We start from the raw sequence: 24353 nt of genomic DNA, 5'->3' as shown, positions 1-24353 counted from the left end.
GGTCCGCCGGGTGAGCGGTCGCCTTCGCGAGATTGCCCGGCAGACGGTCGCCATCGCTGATTCGGGTCGCTATCGCAACGCCGCCGGCGACGAGGTCGGCATCGGCGAGATGGTACGTGCCGCGGTCGCCGGCACTCGTCTCCACCTGCCGGGCGAGGTGCTCGCGGCGGGAAACGCCGAGCCCGGCGCAGGCCGGGTGGAGGTGACGAACGAGTCGACGTTGCAGGCGGCCCGTCGGCTGGCGCCCGGAGCGGCCTGCCTGGTGTTCGCCTCGGCCAAGAACCCGGGTGGTGGGTTCCTGGGCGGAGCGAAGGCGCAGGAGGAGAGCATCGCCCGCTCCTCGGCACTGTACCCGTGTCTCCTCGCCGCCCCGGAGTTCCACGCGTTCCACCGCGAACAGCGGGACCTGCGGTACAGCGACCGTGTCATCTTCTCCCCGGACGTGCTGGTCTTCCGGGACGACAGGGGCGATCTGCTCGACCAGCCGTACACGACGTCGTTCCTGACCGCCGCGGCGCCGAACCTGGGCGCGATCCTCTCCAACCAGCCCGACCACGGTGCGGACGTACCGGCGGTGCTGGCCCGACGTGCACGCCGAGTGCTGGAGGTCGCGGCCGCGCACGGACAGCGGACGTTGGTGTTGGGCGCGTGGGGATGCGGCGTGTTCCGCAACGATCCCGCCACGGTCGCCGACGCCTTCGCCGGCGCGCTGCGGGAGGTCGATCGCTTCGATCACGTCGTGTTCGCCATCCTCGACAGCGCGCCGGGAACACCCGTGTACCGCACGTTCGCGGAACGCTTTCCGCCCGCCGCCGCGAAACCGGCGGTGGGCGGCGAGCGCGGGTGAGCGGCGCGGATCGTCGAATGACGGGGCGCGTGCCACCACCGCACTGACGGTCGGTGGCCAGGGCATCGACGGTGACCTGGCCACCGGCGACTGGCTCGGGGAGTCGTGCCGGCACGGACGGGCTGCCTCGCCATGCGGTGCCTACCCCTGGTGGGGAGTGGTTGGCGTGGGCAGGGCTGGTGATACTTCGAGTCATGAACGCGAGAGGACAGCTCGGTGACTTCCTCCAGGCCCGGCGCTCCCAGCTGCGGCCGGAGGACACCGGCGTGGCGACCTACGGGGAGCGGCGCCGGGTTCGAGGGCTGCGCCGGGAGGAGTTGGCGCTGCTGGCCGGGGTGAGCGTGTCGTACTACTCGCGGTTGGAGCAGGGTCAGGCCGTGAACGCCTCACCGGAGGTGCTCGACGCGCTCGCCCGGGCGCTGCGGCTCGACGACGCGGAACGTCGCCACCTGATCGAGTTGGCGGCCGGGACCCGCCGCCGGCCTGCCGTGCGTCGCCCGGCTCCGGAGCGGGTGAGCCCGGCGGTACGTCAGCTCGTCGCTACGCTCGGCGACGTACCTGTGGTGGTGCTCGGTCGCCGCGCCGACGTGCTGGCCTGGAACACCGCAGGTCATGCCCTGTTCGCCGGCCACCTGGCACCGGAGATCCTCCAGCGGCCGAGCCAGTACCCGAACATGGCACGGCTGGTGTTCCTGGACACGCACACCCGCGACCTGTACGCGGACTGGCCCAGCAAGGCCCGCGCGGTGGTGGCGACGCTCCGGATGGCCTCCGGGCAGCATCCGGACGACCCGCTGATGGCCGCGCTGGTCGGCGAGTTGACGGTGCGGAGCCCGGAGTTCGCCACGATGTGGGCCGACCACCGGGTGAAGGCCGGCGGCGACGCGGTCTACCAGATGCGTCACCCGCTGGTCGGCGCCATGGACGTGACGCAGCAGACCCTGCGTACCGAGGACGGTCAGAGCGTCGTCGTCGCCACCACCGAACCCGGCTCGGCATCGCACGCCGCGATGACGTTGCTCGTGCACGGCGCCGTCACCACCCGTGCCGGCGCTCCACAGCCGCTCGCCAGGCGCGAATAGCGCCGTCCCCATCGGCTCGACGTGAGGTGCTCCGCACGGAGCGCCCGGCCCGTCGCGCCCTTTTCCCGCCCATCAACAACACCGTGAGTAGGGACAGAAATGCGTAAGAGAACGATGACCCTCGCCATCGCCGTCGCAGCAGCGGGGATCGGCGTCGTGACGGTCGTACCGTCGAGCGCCGTGCCGGCCGCTACCGCGGCGGCCCGAGCGTCGGCCGCGCCCGCGCGGATCGCGAACCACTTCGACCTGACCGAGGGACAGATGCCGGAGAACGTCGCCGTCGGCCCGGATGGTACGGCCTACGTCACCTTCGCGGCCTCCCGACAGGTCGCCGCGGTCACCCCGTCCGGCGGGACGCGGATCCTGGCTACCCTGCCCGCCCCCGCCGATGGCGGCGTCAATACGCCGGTGCTCGCATTCGCGCTGACCACGGGCATCGTCCGCATGACCGACGGCACCCTCTATTTCCTGTACGCCAGCGGCGACGCCGCCTCCACAGGTCTGTACCGGCTACGCCCCGGCCGGGCCCCGCACCGCATCGCCGCCCTGCCTGCCGACGGGCTCCCCAACGGCCTGGCGTTCGACGCGGAGGCGAAGAGGTTCTACCTGACCGACTCGGTACTCGGCACGATCTCGACGGTCCCCCTGGACGGCGGCCGTGTCGAGGTCTGGTCCTCGGCGCCCGAGCTGGCCGCGGCGGGTTTCCTCGGTGCCAACGGCATCAAGGTACGCGCCGACGCGATCTGGGCCACCAACCTGGACCACGGCACGCTGCTGCGCATTCCGGTGCGGCACGGCCGTCCCGGACCTGTCCGCGTGGCGGCGACAGGCCTGGTCGGCATCGACGACTTCACGTTCGTCGGCGCCGGTGACCAGCAGGTGATCGCCACACTCAACGGCCCGAACACGGTGGTGAGCATCGACGCGGCCGGCCGTGCGCGAACGCTGCTGACCGCCGCCGAGGGGTTGCAGAACCCGACCTCGGTGGCCGTGCGCGGTCGCACCCTCTACGTGCTCAGCGCCGCGTACACCACGGGGGTCGATCCCAACCTGGCACTGGCCACCCTGCCGGGCCGCTGACCCGTACCTGCTTGTTCCATGTATGGGATCAGGCTCGGCGGCGTGAGCGTCACCCGCGTCTAGGAACCGCGCAGCCCCGCACCGGAGGGCTCCGGTCTGTCGATACTGGAGACTCGGATCGCCCGCCGCCGTCGGACGACGGGGACGGGCGATCCGGCGCGCCCGCTGCGTGGTTGTGCCGAGTACGGGGTGGCGAGGTGGAGCCATGGTCGTCTCCGTCATCGGGCGGGGTTGGTGGTCGCGGGACGCCACGCCAACCAGCCGCGGCAGAGCACGTAGGCCGCCGCGACGACGGCGACGAGCCCGAAGTCGACGATTGCCGACAGGCGTGCCTCGGGGACGTCTCCGATCAGCGCCCCGAACACGACGAGAGCGGCCTTGCCGGCGAGCAGGATCTCCCAGACGCCTGCCGTTTGACGTGGCCGGAGCGCGAGCAGGGCGAAGAGCGCGGCGAAGATGCCGAAGCTGGAGACCCGCCAGCCCTCGATGAACAGGCGATCGTCGCTGGCGTTGATGGTCAGCAGCACTCCGTTGACGAACGCGACGGCGGTGGCGAGGGATGCGAAGGCCGCCAGCCCGCGGCCGACGAGGTCTCTGCGGTGGGCGGGGGCGGCGGTGTCGATTCGGGTAGTGGTCGCGGCGGTCATGGGGAACTCCATCCCTAAGAAACGAGCGTCAACTTACAGCCGTTAACTTACGCGTTCGCCTAACAGGTGTAAAGTCAAGGGGTGACCACACCGAGAATGCGGGCCCGCAACAAGCGCGGCCAGGGTGCCCAGCTCCGCGACGAGATCGTCGACGCCGCGCTGGAACTCCTGGAGGACGGCACGCCGCAGAACGTGACCCTGCGGGGGATAGCCCGGCAGGCAGGCATCTCCGCGCCCTCGATCTATCCCCACTTCCCGGACCTGGACTCGATCCTGCTCGCGGTCGCGCAACGTGCATTCACCATCCTGGAGCAGGAGCTGGGCGCACCGGAAGACGCGGATCCGGTCGAGCGGCTGCGCGCGGTCTGCGCGGCCTACCTGGCCTTCGCCGAACGCCGGCCCCAGCAGTACCGGGTGATGTTCGGCGCGGTCTGGGACGCCGGGCAGGCCCTGGAGCGGGCCCCGGGCCTTGCGGAAGAGCTGGCCGTGCTCGGCATGGGAGCCTTCGAGATCTTCCGGCGTACGCTCGCCGACTGTGTCGCGGAGGGACGGTCGGCCAGCGCGGACCCGTTCGGCGACGCGACGGCGCTCTGGGTCGGGCTGCACGGCTTGGCTCAGCTCCGGGTGGCGGCGCCGTTGTTCCCGTGGCCACCGGAGCTGCGCGACTCCGTCATCGAACGGATGGCGCTGCTGCGCTGACGGTGTGGTGTCCGCGACGCTCAGCGACCAGCGCCGGTTCGGCCCGCCTGGTCGGGTGCGCGCGGGTCAGACCGCGCCTCGGTCGACCAGGCTGAACGTGGTGTCGACCGGGGCGTCACCGAGAAACTCGATGTAGATCTCCCTCTTGGTCGGGCTCCACTGCACCACGCCGTACTCGTCGTTGAGAATGGCGTAGGAGGTGCGCCCCTTGTCGTCCCTGCCCTCGCGGGACAGCGCGAACACGGTCGCGTCGCTCGGCCGACACTCGGCGCCCACCAGATCCTTGTTCCCCTCCCCGTCGCGCTTGACCCCGAGGCAGGGTCGGTGGGCGATCTCGGGGTTCACCGATTTGATCATGTAGTCGATGCCAACCGGTTCGAGCACGAAGAGCGCGTCCTTGCCGGTGCCGTTGCCTACCTCGAGCTCGCCGTGCGACGGCAGCGACAGGTCACGGTCGATCTCCACCACGTGCAGCAGGATTCGCCGCTTACCGGCCAGCATGGCGTCGGTCGGGTCGACGCTTGCCGACGGTGAGGCGGCCGGCGTTCGCGATGCGAGCACCGACGCGGTGGTCGCCGGCCCGCTCGGTGCCGGGCTGCCGGTCACCGTGGAGCCGGCCCGCTCGGGTGTGGACCGCCCGCCCAGCAGTTTCGGGCCGAACAGGGAAGCGGGCACCACCACCGCGATCACCGCGGCGGTCACCCCCAGCATGGTGGGCCAGCCACGCCGGCGCGAGCCCGTGCGACCGGCAGTGGCCGGACCCGGCGGCATCGTCGGCCGGCCCTGGCCGGTGCCGCCGGCCGCGGGCAACACGACCGCCGTCGGCGTCGCGCCCAGGCGTGCGGCCGGCCCGCCGGCACCCCCCGGGTCCGCCGCGGTCAACAACCCGTCGAGCAACTCCCGGGCGGTGGGCCGGGCAGCGGAATCCTTCTCCAACGCACGGGCGACCAACTCCCGCAACGGCCCACCGAGCCCGGCCAGGTCCGGCGGCTGGGTGAGGATCCGCATCGCGGTGGCGGTAGGGGAGTCGCCCGCGAACGGGTTGCGGCCGGTCGCGGCGTGGGCGACCACGGCACCCCAGGCGAAGATGTCCGCGGCCGGGCCCACCGGACGGCCCAACGTCGCGTCGAACCGCTCCGGAGCCATGTACGAGACGGTCCCGACGACCTGGTTGGTCCGGGTGTGCTGGCTCGTCGCCTCGAACGCCCGGGCGATGCCGAAGTCGATGACCTTGATCCCACCCGGCGCGATGAGGACGTTCGCCGGCTTCAGGTCCCGGTGGATCACCCCGGCACCGTGGATGGCGGTGAGCGCGGTGGCGACCCCGACCGCGATGCTGTGCACCTGCGCGGCCCCCAGCGGCCCCCGTTCCCGGATCACCTGGGCCAGACTGGGGCCCTCGACGTACTCCACCACGAGGTACGGCGGGTTGTGGTCCGGGTCGGCGTCCACGACCTCGGCGGTGCAGAAGGGTGGAACCTGACGGGCGCGGTTCACCTCACTACGGAACCGACCGCGGAACTCCTCGTCGTGCGCGAATTCCGAGCGGACGACCTTGACCGCCACCCGTCGTCCATCCGGCGAGCGGGCCAGGAAGACGCTGCCCATGCCTCCGTCACCGAGCCGGGCGACCACCTCGTACGCGCCGAGGCGGGCCGGGTCACCGGGACGCAACCCGTCGCTCACGCCGGATGCCCGCAGACAGCGACCACCGCGCGAACCGCTCCGCCTATCACCCGTTCCCCTTAGGTCAGTCGGACGCCGCCCGCAGCCTATCGTCCGACCACCCAGCGTCGTCGATGCCGTCCACACCTCGGGTGAACCGGCCGTGTCGTCGGCGCGACCATCGCAGCGGGCCTGGCGGCGCCGGAGGATCCGGGATCTCGGTGCCCACCCGCGGGCCGCGCACGTGGCCCTCGCGCGGGACCTCGGCCGGCGGATCTTCGCTCCCGACCTCCGATCTCGTCGAGCGGATCGGCGGCGAGCGCAACCGGGATCGGATATGGTGCGGGACGCCCTATCTGCCGGTTTTGAGGGGGAAACCGTGAGTCGTCTGCCGTACGTGAACCCCGCCGACGCCCCAGCGCCGGTCCGCGAGGCGCTGCAGGCCGCGGCACCCCTGAACTTCTTCCGCATCATGGCCCACGCCGAGACGGCCTTTCCGGACTGGATGCGATGGGGAGGCGCGCTGCTCAAGGACCTGGCCCTCGACCCGCTGCTCCGGGAGATCGCGATCCTGCGAGTCGCCGGGCTGAGCGACGTCAGGTACGAGTGGGTTCAGCACGAGCCGATCGCCCGCTCCGCCGGCGCCACCGACGAGATGGTCCGCGCGCTCGGGCGCGACGAGATCGAGGCCGGCTCTTTCTCGCCGGACCAGCGGGCCGTCCTGCGTTTCACGACCGAGGTCGTCCGCGACGTCCGTCCCTCCGACGACACCGTCACCGCGCTGACCGGGCTGCTCTCCTCCCGCGAGGTCGTCGAACTCCTGATGGTGATCGGGCAGTACATGATGATCGCCCGGGTTGCCGCGGCGACGGACCTGGACGTCGACAAGCCGATGGGCGCCGCCGTCTACCGTGCGGCCGGTTGACCTCCTGGTGGTCGGGGTCGGCAGGGCGGGGCCGCGTCGGGCCGCGTTGGGGACGACCGGTGCCCGACGACGACAACCACGCCTGGGCAGTCGGACGGATCGGGTGAGGTGATCCTGGTCAGTGGCCTCGCGTACGCCAACGCGGAAATCACCGCGCCTGACCACGTCCGAGGGCACCCCCTGGCGGTCGACCGGAACGACGGGCGTTGACGCCCGGGCCGCGCGCGGTCAGGTCGTGGACCTGCCGTCACCGTCCGAGTTCGCGGCGGGCCGCGGGTAACCGAGTTCGTACGAGATCTGGCTGGCGGTCTCCAGCAGGAGCGGAAGGTTGCTCTTCAGTTGGTCGAGGCTCGCGATGACCTCGATCGCCGTGATGGAGGCGGCAGCGATGACCTGACCGCGCGAATCCCGGATCGGCGCGGCCACGCACAGCACGTACGCGTCGTGTTCGCCGTTGTCCACGGCCCAGCCGCGTTCGCGGATGTGGGCGAGTTCGGCGTCGAGGGCGTCGTGGTCGGTGAAGGTGGTGTCGGTGAACCTCTCGAAGACGACGTGCGAGAGGAGACGGTCGCGATCCTCGCGAGGTAGGTGGGCCAGGATCGTCTTGCCCACCGCACTCGCGTAGATGGACACCGCGCGCCCGATACGCGAGGGCAGCTTGACGGCGTCGAACGCCGGACTGTCCACCTTGTCGATGTAGATGATCTCGTCGCCGGTCAGTTGTGCCAGGTGCACGGTGTGGCCGGTTTCGCGTTGCAGCGCACGGAGGTGCGCGGCGGCGGGCTGGCGCAGGTCCATCGAGCCCAGCGCCAGTTCGGACAGCTCGATCAGCCCGCTGCCGAGCACGTAGGTGCCCGCCCCCGTCCGGCGGACGAAACGCGCCGATTCCAGTGTCTGCAGGATCCGCAGGGCCGTGGACTTGTGGACGCCGAGCACGTCCGCGGCCTCCGTCAGGGACAGCGGGTGCTCGGCCGATCGACGGATGAGGTCGATCGCGCGGCGTATCGATTGTGCCAAGGCTGTCTCCCCTCGCACGACGGGCAGCACGGTCGCTGTCATTGCATCATGTGCAATCGACGTGATGCAATGCGCAATCGCCACTTGACACCGTTGCACATGTCGCTACGATCGTTGCAATTTAATTCGTTGACGCCAACTCTTTGGAGAGCGGCTCATGACGGTGCCACAGTCCCGAGGGTCGGGCGCCGACGTGGACTGGGTCGGAACGGCCGCGGAGGCGTTGCCGGCCGATGCGGACGCTGTCCTCATCGGCCGGATCTGGGACCCCACCGTCGAGGGCCCCACGCCCGTGGCCGTCCGGAACGGCGAGGTCATCGACCTCAGCCACCGCTTCCCGACGGTCCGGGACATCTGCGAGCTGCCCGACCCCGCCGCGACGGTGGCCGGGCTCGACGGGGCGCGGCTGGGCGACTTCGGGGAGATCCTGGCCAACACCGGAGCCGCGACGCGCGACCGTGGCCGGCCCTGGCTGCTCGCCCCGGTCGACCTCCAGGCGCTCAAGGCCGCAGGCGTGACCTTTCCCGTCTCGATGATCGAACGCGTCATCGAGGAGCGGGCACGGGGGGACCTGGCGCTCGCGGCGGACATCAGGCAACGGATGTTCGCCGACCTCGGTGTCGACCTGCACAACCTGAAACCGGGCTCGGCCGAGGCGGCCCGGCTCAAGAGTCTGCTGGTCGCCGAGGGCATGTGGAGCCAGTACCTGGAGGTGGGGATCGGCCCGGACGCCGAGATCTTCACCAAGGGGCAGATTCTCTCCGCCGTCGGCACCGCCGTCGAGGTCGGCGTCCTCGCCGCGTCGACCTGGAACAACCCGGAGCCCGAGGTCACGCTCATCGTCGCGTCCAGCGGCCGGATCGTCGGCGCCACCCTCGGCAACGACGTGAACCTGCGCGACATCGAGGGCCGCTCGGCGCTCCTGCTTCCCCTGGCGAAGGACAACAACGCCTCCTGCGCCCTCGGCCCCCTGATCCGGCTCTTCGACGACCGGTTCGGAATGGATCGGGTACGCGAGCTGGAGGTGCGACTGGAGGTCCGCGGTGTGGACGGCTTCCTGCTGGAGGCGGTCTCGGAGATGACCCGGATGTCGCGCGACCCGGAGGACCTGGTGCGCCAGTTGATCGGCCCGCACCACCACTATCCGGATGGCGCCGCCCTGATGCTCGGCACCATGTTCGCGCCGATCCAGGACCGGGACCGCCCCGGTGAGGGCTTCACCCACAAGGCCGACGACGTGGTACGGATCAGCTGCCCGGCGCTCGGCACCCTGGTCAACCGGGTGCGGCAGGCGGAGGAGTGCGAGCCCTGGCACTTCGGCGTCCGCGATCTGATGGGCAATCTGGTGAGGAGAGGACTGCTGTGAACGTGGTCACGACTGTCGATCCGCGCGACGGCCGACGTAGCGCGACGGATCTCACCGAGACCGACGAGGCGCGGCTGGAGACGATCGTCGGCCAGGCGTCCCGGGCGACGCGGTGGTTGTCCGGCCTCGGAAGGCTCGGGCGGGCGGACCTGCTGGACGCGATCGCCGCGTCGCTGGAGGCCCGTCGGGTGGACCTGGTCGCCGCCGCCGAGGCGGAGACCGGGCTGGCCCACGCGCGGCTCGACCAGGAACTCACCCGGGCCGCGGTCCAGTTCCGGATGTTCGGGGACGTGCTGCGCGACGGGGCGTACGTCGAGGCGGCCATCGACCACGCCGCCGACACACCGCTCGGACGCGGCCCGGACGTGCGGCGGATGCTCGTACCCCTCGGGCCGGTCGCCGTCTTCGGAGCCAGCAACTTCCCGTTCGCCTTCTCGGTCGCCGGCGGTGACACGGCCGCCGCGCTCGCCGCCGGCTGTCCGGCGGTCCTGAAGGCCCACCCGTCCCACCCGTTGACCTCGCACGCCTCCGCCGCCGCGATCTCCTCGGCCGTCCGCGACCTGGGCGGGCCCGAGGGTGTCGTCGCGGCCGTGTACGGGGAGCAGGCCGGCCGTTCGCTCGTACGTCACTCCGCGATCCGCGCGGCCGCCCTGACCGGCTCGGTCAACGCCGCCCGCGCCATCCAGGCGGCCATCGACGAACGACCCGACCCCATTCCCCTGTACGCCGAACTGAGCAGCGTGAACCCGATCGTCGTCCTGCCCGACGCGGCCGCCGACCGGGGTGACCAGATCGCCGAGGGTCTGTTCGCCTCGTTCACCGCCTCGGGCGGTCAGCTCTGCACCAAGCCCGGCCTGGCGTTCATCCCGACGGATCGGGGCGGTGACCGGCTGGTCGACTCGCTGCGGGAGAAGGTCGCCACGTCGGGCGGCACGGTCCTGCTCAACGAGCGCATCCGGGACGCGTACGAGACCCGGGCGACGGAGTTCGAGCGGGCCGGCGCCCGGGTCTCGGCGCGGCCCCAGGTCGACCCCGGTGCGGGCTTCACCGCCGCACCGAGGCTCCTGGAGGTCGACCTGCCGGGCCTGAACGCCGAGCTCGCCGACGAGTGTTTCGGCCCGCTCATGGTCGTGGTCCGGTATCACGACGCTGCCGAACTCGACGCCGCGCTGAACGCCGTCCCGCCGTCGCTGACCGGCTCCGTCCATCGCGGCCCGGGTGACGACGCCGACGTCGTACGTCGGTTGGTCGACGTGCTCTCCGCCCGCGCGGGCCGCATCGTCTTCGACGGCTACCCCACAGGTGTACGGGTGTCGTGGGCCCAGCACCACGGTGGACCCTGGCCGTCGACGAACGCCGTGCACACGTCGGTGGGCGCCACGTCGATCCGACGATTCCTCCGCCCGTTGGCGTGGCAGGACGCCCCGGCCTGGGTGCTTCCCGAGGAGTTGCGCGACGACTATTCGGCCATTCCCCGACGCGTCGACGGGAGGTTGACGCCAGCGGTCGAATAATCGCGTCCGCCGCTCTCTCGCGGTACTCCGCGACCGGCGTCGCCGAAGCACGCCCGAATGGTTGTCGGCGTGATTTCCAGATCCCATTCTGCCGACCCGGTGTGGCCGTCGTCGCAATTCGCGGATCTGCTGACGTACTCCCTTTGGTGGGAAAGTCCCGGCCGCGCACCCCCGGGTGAAAACAAGGGGGAGCGCGGCCGGGGTGGCTTACGGGGTCACGTCGGTGGCGCGGAGCCGCAGCATGGTCCACGACGCCTGCGGAAGCGTCAGCTGGACGCTGGCGCCGCTGCCCCGGGCCGTGTCGTTGGTGCGCGGCTCGGCGTGGTCCGGACCGTCGGCGGTGTTCCTGGCGTCGAGGTCGGCGCCGCCGACGGTGACGCACTCGATGATCCCGCCCACCTGGGCGCCCGCCACGTCGACTGTCACCTCGGCCGGAGTGTCGAGGACCCGGTTGACGAGGAACACGGTCATCTCACCGGTGCTGTCGTCCCAGGTGGAGACCGCGTCGACCGCGTCGACGACACCGTAGCGGTCGGTGGTCGTCGTGCTGCTGTCGCGGAGCACGTCGAGCACGGCGCCCCGGGCGTGCCGGGCCGTGCGGGCGAAGGGGTGGAAGATGGTCTGCCGCCAGGCCGAGCCGCCCGGTTCGGTCATGATCGGGGCGATGACGTTCACCAGTTGGGCCTGGCACGCCGCGGTCACCCGGTCGCTGTGCCGGAGCAGGCTGATGAGCAGGCCACCGACGACGACGGCGTCGGCCACGCTGTAGTGGTCCTCCAGCAGGGGCGGCGCGACCGGCCAGTCCTCCCCACTCGGCGGGGTGGACGGAGCTGCGGACTGGTACCAGACGTTCCACTCGTCGAACGCGATCATGATCTTCCTGGTCGACCGGCGGATCGCTCCGACCGAGTCGGCGATGGCGGTGACGGCGTCGATGTAGGTGTCCATGTCCTCGGCCGAGGCGAGGAAGCTGGGCAGGTCGTCGTCGACCGGCTGGTAGTAGGCGTGCAGTGAGATCAGGTCGACGTCGTCGTACGCCTCGGTCAGCACGTCGCGCTCCCAGCTGCCGAAGGTCGGCATGCCGAGGTACGACGAGCCGCAGGCGACGAGTTCGAGGTCCGAGTCGAAACGGCGCATGGCCTTCGCGGTCTGTGCCGCGAGCCGCCCGTACTCGGTCGCGCTCCGCTGACCCACCTGCCACGGGCCGTCCATCTCGTTGCCCAGGCACCACAGCCTGATCCCGTACGGGTCGACGGCACCGTTGTCGCGACGCTTGTCGGCGAGGTGACTCCCACCGCGGTGGTTGGCGTACTCCAGCAGGTCGACGGCCTCGGCGGTGCCACGGGTGCCGAGGTTGACCGCCATGATCGGGTCGACGCCGGCCTTGCCGACCCAGCGCATGAACTCGTCCAGCCCGAACGCGTTCGTCTCCAGACTGTGCCAGGCGAGGTCGAGTCGGGCCGGTCGTTTGTCGACCGGGCCGACGCCGTCCTCCCAGCGGTAGGAGGAGACGAAGTTGCCGCCCGGGTAGCGGACCGTGGTGATGCCCAGCTCGCGGACGAGCGCGAGGACGTCGCCCCGAAAGCCGTCCGCGTCGGCGGTCGGGTGGTCCGGCTCGTAGATTCCGCCGTAGACACAGCGGCCCAGGTGCTCGACGAACGAGCCGAAGAGCCGGCGGGGCACCGGCGCGACGCGTCGGCGTGGGTCCAGGAGCAGGCGCGCGGTGTTCACGACAGCCCTCCCTGCTGGTGGTGACGGGGTCGGACCGGCAGCGCGGCGAGGTGGGGGTGGGTGTTCAGGGCGGGCTCCTTCGCTTGGGGTTCCCGACGTCGGGATCTGGATCGCGGTGCCGGGACCGAGGGGTGGTGGGTCGGTGCGAGCTCTGGACATCGCCATGATCGTCGATTACGTTGTCGATCTATGTAAACGTTACCGATCACGTTTGCGGCAGGGAACACGGTGGCCGTGACCAATGTTCGCGTCGGGCGGCTGCGCACCGACGCGGGGGTCGCCTGCCCCGCGCTCGTTCCGGCGTCGTGATCGGTCATCGGCGGCCGGGAATGGTTCCCGACGTCGTCATCGGGTGGAGCCAAGGCGAATTGGCGATCCACTCAGGCCGCCGGGAGTGGCAACCGTTCGCCTTCTGCGCATCGGTTACCGAGTCGGGAAGTCCACCCTGCGAACGTCCCGTTAGGACCTTCCGATCGGCCTTCGCGTGCGGGTGAAGGAGTCTTGTGTTCGTAATCGTCGTCCGTTACGTTGGCAACATCCTGGAAACGTAACCGATAACGATTGCAGTCCAGAGAGAGCGGCATGATAGAAGCCAATGCGCCGGTGACGATGAGTGATGTCGCCCGGGTCGCCGGCGTTTCCACCGCCACCGTCTCGCGCGTCGTCAACGGGCACTACGGCGTCAGCGCCGGCACGATCGCCCAGGTGCGGACCGCGATCGAGCAGCTCGGCTACGAGTCGAGCCTGGTGGCGTCGAGCCTCCGGCGCAGCCGCACCAATGTTCTGGGCCTCGTGGCGCACAGCTTCCAGTCGTACACGGCGGAGGTGCTCAAGGGGGTCATGAAGGCTCTGAGTCGCTCGGGCTTCGACCTCATCATCTACGCCAACAGCGACCTCTACGGGTCGTACTCGGAGGGCTGGGAGCAGCGGCATCTGACCCGGCTGTCGGGCACGCTCACCGATGGATGCATCGTCGTCACGCCCTGGGGCGAGGTGCGCAGCCGGACACCCGTCGTGGCCATCGACCCGGTGCGAGGTTCGACGGCGCCCTCGGTCACGGCCGACAACCTCGTGGGCGCCACCACCGCTGTCGAGCACCTGCTCGGCCTGGGTCATCGGCGCATCGGGTTCATCGCGGGCCGCGACAGCCTGGCCTCGGCGTGGTCGCGTGAGGAGGGCTACCGGGCCGCGCTGACCACGGCCGGCGTCCCGGTCGACCCGACGTTGATCGGCAGGGGGGATTTCAACCCCGAGTCGGCAGCTCCGTTGGCGCGTGCCCTGCTGCAACGCGCGGACCCGCCGTCGGCGATCTTCGCGGCGAGCGACGGGATGGCCCTCAAGGTCCTGGAGGTCGCCAGGGAGATGGGGCTCTCCGTCCCCGGGGACCTGTCCGTCGTCGGGTTCGACAACATCCCGGAGGCGGCGCTGACCGAGCCGGGTCTGACCACAGTGGACCAGTCGATGTACCAGCTCGGGTACGAAGCCGCGCGGATGCTCAAGTCACTGGTGACCGGCGAGTGGGACGACCCCCACCAGATAGTGCTTCCGACCAGCCTCGTGGTCCGCGGTTCGACCGCAGCACCGACGAGCGCGGCACGACCGTGAGAACTTTCGCACCCGTGGCAGGAGCGGGAAGGAGGTGCACGCACCACGCACGGCGAGATCCACCGATGAGTTGAGCCGGCCAGCGGGTCGCATCCGCTGCCGGCACATGAAAGGAGTGGAGCGTGACAACCGAACATTATCACGGGCGCTTACGCCGTCCGGGCGTACGCCGGCGGGTCTCGGCGGCGTTCACGGCCGTAGTCATCGCCCTCGCGGCGGCCCTGCTCGCCCCGCAACCCGCGGCGGCCGACACGCCGTGGCTGGACGTCTCCCAGGACCGCTACGCCTCGTTCACCGTTCCGGCGGCGTACGTCCAGGAGAAGCTGGGCACCGTCTCGCAGGTAGTCGTCGAGGGCAACTTCGGTCCGTCCGCCACCTGGGCGGAATTCGGTCTGACCCGTCGCGGCGACGTGTGGTCAGGTGTGCTCGGCGCGCTCGCGCCGGGGCTTTACCACTACCAGCTCACCGCCGACGACACCAAGACCATCAAGGACCCGACGAACAGCACGAGCGTCGCGTCCCACCCGCTCCTGAGCACCTTCCTGGTCGCGGGTGACTCGGCGCGCTGGCTGGTCGACGCGCCCGCCGGCACCGGCGGTGCGATCGGGACGCTCACCTACCGGACCGGCGGCGCTCAGCAGTCCGCCCTGGTCTGGACGCCGCCGGGATACGCGGCCAAGGGACCGAAGGGATACCCCGCCCTCTTCCTCCAGTCGGGCGCCGGTGCTGCCGCCACCGACTGGCTCGACCTCGGTCGGTCCAAGCAGATCCTCGACAACCTCTCGGCCGCCGGCGCCATGCGCCCGATGGTGGTCGTGCTCAGCGATGCCGACGACAGGCAGTTGACGGACCTCCGGAAGGCGGTCGCCGACACCTACCGGGTCCTCCGCGATCCGGCACACCAGGCGATCGCGGGAGTGGCCGACGGTGGCACGCAGGCGCTGCGGGCCGCGCTCGCCAAGCCTGGTCAGTTCGGTTACGTCGGATCGTTCTCGGGCACGTCGGCGCCGGCGATCGACCGGAAGCACGCCACGGCGACCAACCGCGGCGTCAAGCTGCTGCGCCTCTACACGGGCAACGTCACCGATCCCGCGTACAACCCCACCTACCGGCTGATGAAGGCGCTGGACCGAGCCGATGTCCGGTTCGAGTTCGACGGGGTCAACCCCGACGGCGGCGCGAACTGGACCACCTGGCAGGAGAACCTGGCCGACTTCCTGCCGCGGCTGTTCCAGCACGTGTCCGACCACCGGCCCAGCCCCGGTCACCAGCCGTTGCGGCGGGAGTTCACCCCGCCGCCGGCCGGCACCACGCCGACGCCGTTCGTCAGCGAGGGCGGGTTCGTCACCTTCGAGACCACCACCGAGTTCACGAATGCCCAGCACGTCACGGTGTGGGCCAACATCGCGCCGGGCGGCAGTTGGCTGCGCGTGCCGCTGACGCGGGACGGCGACCGGTGGCGGGCGACAATCGGCCCGCTGAAGCCCTGGTTCTACTACTACCGGCTGATCGTGGACCGGGTCGCGGTCAAGGACACCTCGAACCCGACCACTGTGACCTCCGAACCGATGTGGAGCACCTTCCTCCTCCCGGGACCGGGCGCCCGACTGCTGTCGGACGTGCCCGCCGGTCGGGGCGGAACCGTCGAGAGCATGACCTACCCGAGCACCGTGGCCGGTCAGGACCGCACCGCGCTGGTGTGGACCCCACCCGGGTACGACCCGAATCGGGCACAGCCGTACCCCGTCCTCTATCTCCAGCACGGCAGCGGCCAGAGCTACACCGACTGGGTCGAGATGGGCCGTGCCAAGCAGATCCTCGACAACCAGTTCCTCGACGGCGACCTCACGCCCATGGTCGTCGTGATGGGCAACGGCAACTCGTCGAACTTCAACCGGGAGCTGTTGGAGAACATCGTGCCGATGGCCCGTGCCCGCTACCACATCTCCAGCGATCCGTCCCAGCAGGCCCTCGCCGGCCTGTCGATGGGCGGCGGGCAGGCGCTTGGCGTCCTGCGGGCCTACCCGGGGGAGTTCGCGTACGTCGCGGCCCTCTCGGCCGGATTCGGCAGCGGCACCGGCGTCGACGTGGCCGCGATCAACAACGGGACGAAGATGCTGCGCCTGTACGTGGGCGACCGGACCGACTTCGTCTACCCGAGCTTCCTGGCGTCGCTGACCACGTTGGACACCCTCGGTATCCGCTACGAGTTCGACGGCGTCACACCCGGGCCGCACGGCTGGGACGTGTGGCAGAAGAACCTCATCGACCTGGCTCCGCGTCTGTTCAAGCGCTAGGAGCCCCTACCCCGCGACGCCACCGGGAGCAGGGGTCTCCTGCCCCGGTGGCGCCCGCCGGCGCATGGATGCCTCTGCACCGCCACCTCCGAAGGGAACCAATCTCAATGAAGAGAAGACGCTTACTCGCCACGGTGGCCATGCTCGCGGCCGGGAGCGGCCTGGTCGCCTGCTCCTCCGACGAGGGCGGCAGCGACGCGAGCAACTGCACGAACACCATCACGAAGCAGAACGTGCCGGTCGTGACGATGTGGGGCTGGTACCCCAACACCCAGCTCGTCGTGGACAACTTCAACAAGCAGCACGACGACGTGCAGGTCTGCTGGACCAACGTCGGGCAGGGCGGCGACGAGTACGACAAGTTCCAGACGGCCATCTCGGCGGGCACCGGGGCGCCCGACGTGATCATGGTCGAGGCGGACCGGATCCCGACGTTCCAGATCCAGGGCGCGCTCGTCGACATCAAGCAGTACGGCTACGACGCGGTGAAGGCCAACTACGGCGAGGGCGCCTGGAAGGACGTGTCGGTAGGCGACGCGGTCTACGGCGTACCTGTCGACGGTGGTCCGATGGGCATGATCTACCGCAAGGACATCTTCGACAAGTACAAGATCACCCCGCCGAAGACCTGGGCCGAGTACGAGCAGGCCGCACAGAAGGTGAAGGACGCCGGCGGCCCGCTCTTCGGCGACCTCGGCGCGAACGTCCCGGCGGTCCTGATGGCGCTGCAGATCCAGAAGGGCGCTTCGCCCTTCACCTTCGATCCGGCGCAGCCGAAGTCGATAGGCGTGAAGCTCAACGACCAGGCGTCCAAGGACGTGCTGGACTACTGGGGCGGCCTCGCCAAGAAGGGCCTGGTCGGCACGCAGGACCAGTTCACCCCGGAGTACATCTCCGGCGTGATCAACGGCAAGTACGCGACGTACATCTCGGCGGCCTGGGCGCCCGGCTACCTCACCGGCGCGGGTGTCGGTAAGGGCCAGGACACCGGCAAGTTCGCGGTGGCGCCGCTGCCGCAGTGGGATCCGGCCAACCCGGTGCAGGTCAACTGGGGTGGGTCGGCCTTCTCCGTGACCAAGCAGGCGAAGAAGCCGGAGCTGGCGGCGAAGGTCGCCTACGGGCTCTACGCCGACAAGGAGTCACTCACCGACGGCTGGACCAACCAGATCATCTTCCCGCTGAACCTCACGGCGCTCAAGGATCCGGCGTTCGCCGACCTGAAGGTGGCGTTCTTCGACGGCCAGCAGGCGAACAAGGAGGTCTACCTTCCCGCCGCCGAGGCCTACAAGGGTGTCGCCTACGCGCCCTTCGGCCAGTACTACCTCGACGCCATGACGAAGCAGGTCAGCGAGGTCATCAAGGGCTCGGTCACCGGTTCCCAGGCTGCCGACAAGCTCCAGGAGGACGTGGCGAAGTACGCCAAGGAACAGGGCTTCACCGTTCAGTGACCGGAGGGGTGGGCCGCGCCGGCGCCGGCGCGGCCCACCCACGACCCCCTCAGCGTCCACGTCCCGGAGACCAAAGATGACACTCCTGACCGAGAAGCGCGCACGGCGTCGTCAGCACGAGACGCCCAAGATCCGTGGCAAGGTGCACCTCCGCGAGCACCTGATGGGGTGGCTCTTCGTCGGGCCGTTCGCGGTCGTCTTCCTGGCGTTCCTCATCGCGCCGCTGGCGTACGCGTTGTACCTCAGTCTCTTTCAGAAGAAGCTGATCGGCGGCACCAGCTTCGTCCTCTTCGACAACTACGTGAAGGCGTTCACCGACCCGAGCTTCCTGTCCGGGGCGTGGTTCGTTCTCCGCTTCTCGCTCGTCTCCATCCCGCTGCAGATCGGCATCGCGCTCGTGCTGGCCCTCATCCTGGACGCGGTGACGACGCTGTTCGCGCGCTTCTCCCGTCTCATGATCTTTCTGCCGTACGCGATCCCGACGGTCATCGGGGCCGTGATGTGGGGGTTCCTCTACAGCAAGGGCTTCGGCCCGCTCACCGACATCTTCGGGCTGTTCGGCGCCACCGCACCCGACTTCCTGGGCAGCGACCTGATCTTCTACGGCCTGCTCAACGTCGTCACCTGGCAGTGGGCCGGCTACTACATGATCATCCTGTACGCGGCGTTGCAGGGAGTCGACCCGACGCTCTACGAGGCCGCGCGGATGGACGGCGCCGGACGATGGCAGATCGCGACGCGCATCAAGATCCCGCTGATCGCCCCCGCGCTGATCCTGATCCTGGTCTTCTCGCTCATCGGCACCCTGCAGTTCTTCAACGAACCGCAGATCCTGCGCTACCTCGCCGCGGGCACGATCGGGACCGACTTCACGCCCAACATGTACGCGTACCAGCAGGCGTTCTCGCTCGCCAACTTCAACTACGGGTCGGCGATCTCGTTCGCCCTCGGCGGCATCGTGTTCATCTGCGTGTACGCCTTCCTGTTCTTCACCCGCAAGCGGAGGAGCTTCCTCTAGATGGCCGACCAAACCAGCGTCCGCGCAGGCGCCCGCCGCCCGCAGCACTACCTTCCTCTGCAGATCCTCCTCGGCTTCCTGGTGATCTATTTCCTCGTGCCGTTCTGGTGGGTCATCGTCAACAGCTCCAAGGACGCGCCGGGCCTGTTCGGTGGCGGCAACACCCTCTGGTTCACCGACCGGATCGACTACCTCGGCAACCTCAGGCAGCTCTTCACCTACGACGGTGGCATCTACCTGCGGTGGATCCTCAACTCCACGCTGTACGCCATCGCCGGCGGGATCGGCGCCACGGTCCTGGCGGTCATGGCCGGCTACGGGTTCGCCAAGTACCGGTTCGCCGCGCGGCGCTTCAGCTTCGCCGTCGTGCTCGGCGCGCTGATGGTGCCCGCCACCGCCCTGGTCATCCCCACCTTCATCATGTTCTCCCGGCTCGGCCTGACGAACACGGTGTGGGCGGTGATCCTCCCGTCGCTGCTCAACCCGTTCGGCGTCTACCTGATGCACGTGTACGCCCGCGACGCGGTGCCCGACGAGCTTCTCGACGCGGCGCGGGTCGACGGCGCGGGAGAGGTGCGGACGTTCCTCCAGATCGCCCTTCCGCTGATGCGCCCCGCGGTGGTGACCGTGCTGCTCCTTTCGGCAGTCGCGTCGTGGAACAACTACTTCCTGCCCCTGGCCATGCTCTCCGACAACCGGCTCTTCCCGGTGACTGTCGGCCTCGGCCTCTGGCAGGGGATCGCCTCCGCGAACAACTCGGGAGGCACCTCGCTGTGGAGCCTCATCATCCTGGGCTCGCTCGTGTCAGTGATCCCACTTGTCATCGCGTTCTTCAGCCTGCAACGACACTGGCGCGGCGGACTGTCCGTCGGGGGCCTCCGGTAGGGCCCCCCTCCACCAGCTACGCGTTCGGACGAACAGAGAGGTGTGCTGATGTCGACGACGGATCGGTCGCTGCGCAGCGGGCAGTGGTTCGGTGCGGAGGGCCGCAACGGGTTCATCCATCGGTCCTGGATGCGCAACCAGGGTTTCGCGGACGACGTCTTCGACGGTCGCCCGGTGATCGGCATCGCCACCACCTGGTCGGAGCTGACGCCCTGCAACGCCCACCTGCGCGACCTGGCCGAATCGGTGAAGCGGGGCGTGTGGGAGAGCGGCGGCCTGCCGCTGGAGTTCCCGGCGATGAGCCTCGGCGAGCCGCTCATGCGACCCACCACCATGCTCTACCGCAACCTGCTCGCGATGGAGTTGGAGGAGTCGGTCCGCGCCAATCCCCTCGACGGGGTGGTCCTGCTCTCCGGCTGCGACAAGACCACTCCCGGCCTGCTGATGGGGGCCGCGAGCGTCGACCTGCCGACGCTGATGTTGACCGGCGGCCCGATGCTCAACGGCAAGTTCCGCGGCCAGGACATCGGCTCCGGCACTGTCGTCTGGCGCTTCACGGAGGAGATGCGGGCCGGCCGGATGACCGCCGCCGACTGCGCCGAGGCAGAGGTCGGCATGTCCCGCAGCCGGGGCCACTGCATGACCATGGGTACGGCGTCCACCATGGCCTGCGTGACCGAGGCGCTGGGCGTGCAACTGCCCGGAGCGGCCGCCGTGCCCGCGGTCGACTCCCGGCGGTACGCGCTCGCGCACGCCGCCGGACGCCGGATCGTCGCGATGGTCGGCGAGGACCAGCGGCTGTCCTCGGTGCTCACCCGGGAGGCGTTCGAGAACGCCGTTCGGGTAAACGCCGCGATCGGCGGCTCCACCAACGCGGTCGTGCACCTGCTCGCGATCGCCGGACGCCTCGGCGTACCCCTGTCGCTGGAGGACTTCGACACCCTCACCGCCGACGTGCCGATGCTTGTCAACCTCATGCCGTCCGGGACGTACCTGATGGAGGACTTCGCCTACGCCGGCGGTCTTCCGGTGGTGATGAGGGAACTCGCCCCGCTGCTGCACATGGACCACGTCACCGTCAGCGGCAGGAGCGTCGCCGAGAACGTCGACGGCGCCCAGTGCTGGAACCGGGACGTCATCGCCACCCTGGAGGAGCCGTTCCAGCCCGCCGGCTCGGGCACCGTAGTTCTGCGCGGGTCGCTCGCGCCGTCCGGGGCGGTGCTGAAGGTCTCCGCAGCCACCCCGCACCTGCTCACGCACACCGGCCCGGCGCTCGTGTTCGACCGGATCGAGGAGTACGTCGTCGCCGCCGACGACCCGGACCTCGACGTCACAGCCGACACGGTGATCGTCGTTCGCAACGCCGGACCACGCGGCTACCCCGGCTTCCCGGAGGTGGGCAACGTGCCCATGCCCCGCCGGTTGCTCGCCGACGGCATCACGGACATGGTGCGGATCTCGGACGCCCGCATGAGCGGCACCGGCTACGGCACCTGCGTCCTGCACGTGGCGCCGGAGGCGTCCGTGGGCGGCCCCCTCGCGCTGGTGCGCACCGGCGACCTGATCAGCGTCGACGTCACCACACGCCGCCTGGACCTTCTGGTCGACGACGCCGAACTCGCCGAACGCCGTTCCGCCTGGACACCACCACAGCCGGTGGCCGACCGGGGGTGGGTACGGCTGTACAGCGAGCATGTCCTCCAGGCCGACAGCGGCGCGGACCTCGACTTCCTCGTCGGTGGCAGCGGCAGCGCGGTGCCCCGTCACTCACACTGACGGTCGCGGACCAGACGAGGAACCGACTCATGGAAGAACGGACGGCCGGCCAGTGCGAGTTCACGCGGACAAAGTGGTGACGGCCGCCCATCGGCCACCGGTCATGGCTGACGTCGCCCGCCTGGCGGGCGTGTCCCACCAGACGGTGTCCCGGGTCATCAACGGAGCGCCCGCCATCAGGCGCGAGACGCGGGAACGGGTTCTCGAGGCCATCCGACGGCTCGACTACCGGCCCAACACCGCCGCCCGCGCGCTGGTCCGCGGACGCTCCGGGATGATCGGCATCATCGGCACGGCCCGGACGCTGTTCGGTCCGACGAGCATCCACCGCAGCGTCGAGGACGCCGCCCGCGCGGCCGGCTACTTCGCCACCTCGGTGAGCCTCTCCGAGGTGACGGTACGGGCGCTCAGCGACGCCACCGAACACCTCATGCGCGTCGGCGTGGAGGGCGTCGTGATGATCGCCGGCAACGACGAGGCGCTGGAGGTGGTGCGGATGACCCGGTCCAGCGTCCCCTTCGTCGTGGTGGAGGGCGACCTGTCCAGGGCCAGCGTCACCGTCGGCGTCGACCAGGTGCTCGGCGCCCGGATGGCGACCGACCACCTGCTCGACCTCGGCCACCGGGAGATCGTGCACGTGTCCGGCCCACTCAACTGGGCGGAGGCCCGTGCCCGTCGCGACGGTTGGCGCGCGGCGATGACCGCTGCGGGCCTACGCCCACCCGAGCCGGTCCAGGGCGACTGGAGGGCCCCCAGCGGCTACGTCGCCGGGCTGCGGATCTGCGAGATGCCCGGGACCACAGCGGTCTTCGCCGCCAACGACCAGATGGCCATCGGTGTGCTGCGTGCGCTGCACGAACATGGGCGGCGGGTGCCACAGGACATCTCCGTCGTCGGATTCGACGACGTCCCCGAGGCGGCGTATCTGATTCCGCCCTTGACCACGATCCAGCAGGACTTCGACGCGGTCGGTCAACGGGCCATCACGGCCGTCACCCAGGCCATCGACGACACGGTGCCGCAGCCCCTGCCGTTGGTCGTTCCCAAGCTGGTGGTGCGTCAGAGCACAGCGCCTTTGGCCGGGACCGGCACGTGAGCGACGGTCGCCGGCGTCGCACGCTGCCGGCCCGGCCACCGGCCGTCCTCCGCTGAACGGGCGGCCGGGCGGCAGTTGCCGTGTCAGGTGCCGGCGGGTGCCGGGGAGGTGGGCGCCGCGGCAGGTCGTCGGCGTCGGGTCACCGCGCCGGCGATGACGTCGACGACGAGGAAGGCGAGCAGGGTGATCCCGAACAGGGGCAGCGCCCAACCGATCGCCACGATCACCGGGACGCCGATCAGCAGTGCCCAGAGCGGCAGGCCGCGTACGCCGCCGCGGGCCGGCGGGGTGCCGGCGAGGGCGGGCCGGTCGGTGCGGGTCGGTCGGCGTTGCCACCACATGCGGTAGCCCCAGACGATGACGCAGAGCAGGCCGAGGGCGAGCGCGGCGAGCATGATCTGGTTGACCAGGCCGAAGAGCAGACCCATGTGGGCCTGGATGCCGAGGCCGCTCAGTTGGGCCAGCAGGGGCCAGTCGGCGAAGTCGCTGCGGGCGGTGACCGTGCTGGTCGCCGGGTCGACGGCGATGCGGTCCTTGTGGACCGGCCAGGTGTTGTCGGTCTGCGTGACGGTCCAGGCGGTGCCCGGCGCCGGCGCGGGGGTGATCTCGACCGGCCCGGCGAGGCCCGCGTCGCGGGCGACTGTCAGGACCCGATCGAAGGCCGCCGACTCGACCGTCCCGCCCGCCCCGGCGTCACCGTGGTGGTGACCGCCGGCAGGCTCGACGGGGACGGCGGCGAGGCTGGTGGAGATCTCCGGCGTACGGGCGCTGAGCGCGTCGAGTCCGGCGGTGAAGTTCGCGCCGGCGTAGCGGGACCAGGTCAGGCCGGTGGCCGAGAGGAAGAGCAGGCCGACGGTCAGCCAGATGCCTGTGGTCGCGTGCCAGCCCCGGGTACGGCGGACACCCCTGCCCGCGGACAGGTCAGGTACGAGCAGGTGCCGAGCGGCGGCTCGGGCGGCGCCGCGTCGACGCCACCAGAGGATGACCCCGCCGAGCGCCATCACCCACAGCCAGCTCGCCGCCAGCTCGGAGTAGGTCTCGCCCACCGTGCCCAGGTGCAGGTGGCGGTGCAGGTCGTCCAGCCAGGTGGCGGCCGGCGTGGAGCCGAACCAGGTGGTGAGCTGCCCCTGGGGCTCGGCGGTGTACGGGTTGATGTAGACGGTGTGCTGCTTCTCGCCGAGCTCGGGCAGGGAGAACACCACCCGGGTGGTCCGGTCGCCGTCGCCGGGTTGCACGGTGGTGATGCTGCCGTCGGGGTGTGCGTTGCGCGCTGCCCCGATCTGCTCGGCCAGGGGGAGCGGACGGTCACTCACCTGGGCGACGGTCAGCTGGTCGCCGTAGAGGATCGTGTCGAGTTGTGGGGTCGTGGTGTAGGCCAGGCCGGTCAGTGCGGCGACCACCAGGAACGGGGCGACGAGGATGCCGGCGTAAAAGTGCAGCCGCAGCAGCAGCGCGCCGAACGGTGACGTGCGCCGGACCGGCCGGCCCGGCTTCTCGGCAGTGGTGGAGGGCCCCGACGTCGGTGCGCCGGACAACTCGGTGAGAGACATGGTGATCCGATCGGATTAGTGGAGAAGCATCCGTTGGTGTTTCCCGTACTGGTCTGGTCGCCCGGTGGTGTGTCGTCGGCCCTGAGTGGTAGTCGGACGGGAGAC

General features: G+C 70.2%; 19 protein-coding genes. 14 read left to right on the top strand and 5 right to left on the bottom strand.

Translation table 11 applies throughout. The annotated features are described in order from the left end of the window. Window positions 1-10 precede the first annotated feature (10 nt). The 3 genes from MILUP08_RS22720 (at window position 11) to MILUP08_RS22710 (ending at window position 3009) form a co-directional block, all read left to right on the top strand. Window positions 11-847: a TIGR02452 family protein gene (locus MILUP08_RS22720; RefSeq protein WP_007462020.1), complete on the top strand. Its 837-nt coding sequence runs from the start codon at window positions 11-13 to the stop codon at window positions 845-847. A 194-nt stretch (window positions 848-1041) separates the two neighbouring features. Further along, the gene (locus tag MILUP08_RS22715; protein ID WP_007462017.1) at window positions 1042-1929 is read left to right on the top strand and encodes a helix-turn-helix transcriptional regulator; all 888 of its coding nucleotides are present in this window, start codon (window positions 1042-1044) and stop codon (window positions 1927-1929) included. A gap of 99 nt (window positions 1930-2028) precedes the next feature. Then, complete coding sequence (locus MILUP08_RS22710; RefSeq protein ID WP_007462015.1) at window positions 2029-3009, top strand: SMP-30/gluconolactonase/LRE family protein; 981 nt, start codon at window positions 2029-2031, stop codon at window positions 3007-3009. 218 nt (window positions 3010-3227) lie between these two features. Here MILUP08_RS22710 and MILUP08_RS22705 read toward each other — a convergent pair whose 3' ends face one another. Continuing rightward, complete coding sequence (locus tag MILUP08_RS22705; protein WP_007462013.1) at window positions 3228-3656, bottom strand: hypothetical protein; 429 nt, start codon at window positions 3654-3656, stop codon at window positions 3228-3230. An 81-nt stretch (window positions 3657-3737) separates the two neighbouring features. On the opposite strand from MILUP08_RS22705, the gene MILUP08_RS22700 reads away from it, so the two are divergent. Further along, window positions 3738-4355, top strand: a complete 618-nt coding sequence (locus tag MILUP08_RS22700) for a TetR/AcrR family transcriptional regulator (protein WP_202805231.1) — start codon at window positions 3738-3740, stop codon at window positions 4353-4355. A gap of 66 nt (window positions 4356-4421) precedes the next feature. Here the strand turns inward: MILUP08_RS22700 and MILUP08_RS22695 are convergent, their stop codons facing one another. Further along, complete coding sequence (locus MILUP08_RS22695) at window positions 4422-6041, bottom strand: serine/threonine-protein kinase (RefSeq protein ID WP_007462007.1); 1620 nt, start codon at window positions 6039-6041, stop codon at window positions 4422-4424. 358 nt (window positions 6042-6399) lie between these two features. On the opposite strand from MILUP08_RS22695, the gene MILUP08_RS36040 reads away from it, so the two are divergent. Further along, complete coding sequence (locus MILUP08_RS36040) at window positions 6400-6945, top strand: carboxymuconolactone decarboxylase family protein (protein ID WP_237747169.1); 546 nt, start codon at window positions 6400-6402, stop codon at window positions 6943-6945. Between the two features lie 228 nt (window positions 6946-7173). On the opposite strand, the gene MILUP08_RS22685 is transcribed toward MILUP08_RS36040, so the two are convergent. Continuing rightward, the gene (locus tag MILUP08_RS22685; RefSeq protein ID WP_144056992.1) at window positions 7174-8046 is read right to left on the bottom strand and encodes an IclR family transcriptional regulator; all 873 of its coding nucleotides are present in this window, start codon (window positions 8044-8046) and stop codon (window positions 7174-7176) included. Between the two features lie 73 nt (window positions 8047-8119). Here MILUP08_RS22685 and MILUP08_RS22680 point away from each other — a divergent pair, with 73 nt between their 5' ends. Further along, a complete protein-coding gene (locus MILUP08_RS22680) occupies window positions 8120-9328 on the top strand; it encodes a fumarylacetoacetate hydrolase family protein (RefSeq protein ID WP_007462001.1) in 1209 nt (402 codons plus the stop codon). Then, window positions 9325-10842, top strand: coding sequence for an aldehyde dehydrogenase family protein (locus MILUP08_RS22675; RefSeq protein ID WP_007462000.1), 1518 nt, complete (start codon window positions 9325-9327; stop codon window positions 10840-10842). Before MILUP08_RS22680 ends, MILUP08_RS22675 begins: the two co-directional genes overlap by 4 nt. Window positions 10843-11049: 207 nt before the next feature. Here the strand turns inward: MILUP08_RS22675 and arfA are convergent, their stop codons facing one another. Next, window positions 11050-12573, bottom strand: a complete 1524-nt coding sequence (arfA, locus tag MILUP08_RS22670) for an arabinosylfuranosidase ArfA (protein ID WP_007461998.1) — start codon at window positions 12571-12573, stop codon at window positions 11050-11052. 582 nt (window positions 12574-13155) lie between these two features. Here arfA and MILUP08_RS22665 point away from each other — a divergent pair. From MILUP08_RS22665 to MILUP08_RS22635, 7 genes are all read left to right on the top strand, one after another. Next, window positions 13156-14178, top strand: coding sequence for a LacI family DNA-binding transcriptional regulator (locus MILUP08_RS22665; RefSeq protein WP_007461996.1), 1023 nt, complete (start codon window positions 13156-13158; stop codon window positions 14176-14178). Window positions 14179-14300: 122 nt separating this feature from the next. After that, window positions 14301-16475: an alpha/beta hydrolase gene (locus MILUP08_RS22660; protein WP_007461994.1), complete on the top strand. Its 2175-nt coding sequence runs from the start codon at window positions 14301-14303 to the stop codon at window positions 16473-16475. Window positions 16476-16582: 107 nt separating this feature from the next. Beyond that, window positions 16583-17923: an ABC transporter substrate-binding protein gene (locus MILUP08_RS22655; RefSeq protein ID WP_007461993.1), complete on the top strand. Its 1341-nt coding sequence runs from the start codon at window positions 16583-16585 to the stop codon at window positions 17921-17923. Between the two features lie 76 nt (window positions 17924-17999). Then, complete coding sequence (locus tag MILUP08_RS22650; protein ID WP_007461992.1) at window positions 18000-18941, top strand: carbohydrate ABC transporter permease; 942 nt, start codon at window positions 18000-18002, stop codon at window positions 18939-18941. Continuing rightward, entirely contained in the window at window positions 18942-19826 is an 885-nt protein-coding gene (locus tag MILUP08_RS22645; RefSeq protein WP_007461991.1) for a carbohydrate ABC transporter permease, read from the top strand. Window positions 19827-19874: 48 nt separating this feature from the next. Then, window positions 19875-21602, top strand: coding sequence for an IlvD/Edd family dehydratase (locus MILUP08_RS22640; protein WP_007461990.1), 1728 nt, complete (start codon window positions 19875-19877; stop codon window positions 21600-21602). Window positions 21603-21705: 103 nt separating this feature from the next. Further along, window positions 21706-22698 carry a LacI family DNA-binding transcriptional regulator gene (locus MILUP08_RS22635; RefSeq protein WP_007461989.1) on the top strand — a complete coding sequence of 331 codons (993 nt, stop codon included), beginning with the start codon at window positions 21706-21708 and terminating at the stop codon, window positions 22696-22698. 83 nt (window positions 22699-22781) lie between these two features. Here MILUP08_RS22635 and MILUP08_RS22630 read toward each other — a convergent pair whose 3' ends face one another. Beyond that, window positions 22782-24248, bottom strand: coding sequence for a PepSY-associated TM helix domain-containing protein (locus MILUP08_RS22630; RefSeq protein WP_007461988.1), 1467 nt, complete (start codon window positions 24246-24248; stop codon window positions 22782-22784). Window positions 24249-24353 lie beyond the last annotated feature (105 nt).

It is taken from the genome of Micromonospora lupini str. Lupac 08, assembly GCF_000297395.2.
In the GTDB taxonomy this organism is placed as follows: Bacteria; Actinomycetota; Actinomycetes; order Mycobacteriales; family Micromonosporaceae; genus Micromonospora; species Micromonospora lupini.
The sequence above is the reverse complement of the archived record's forward strand: the minus strand, read 5'-3'. Positions and strand labels throughout refer to the sequence as shown.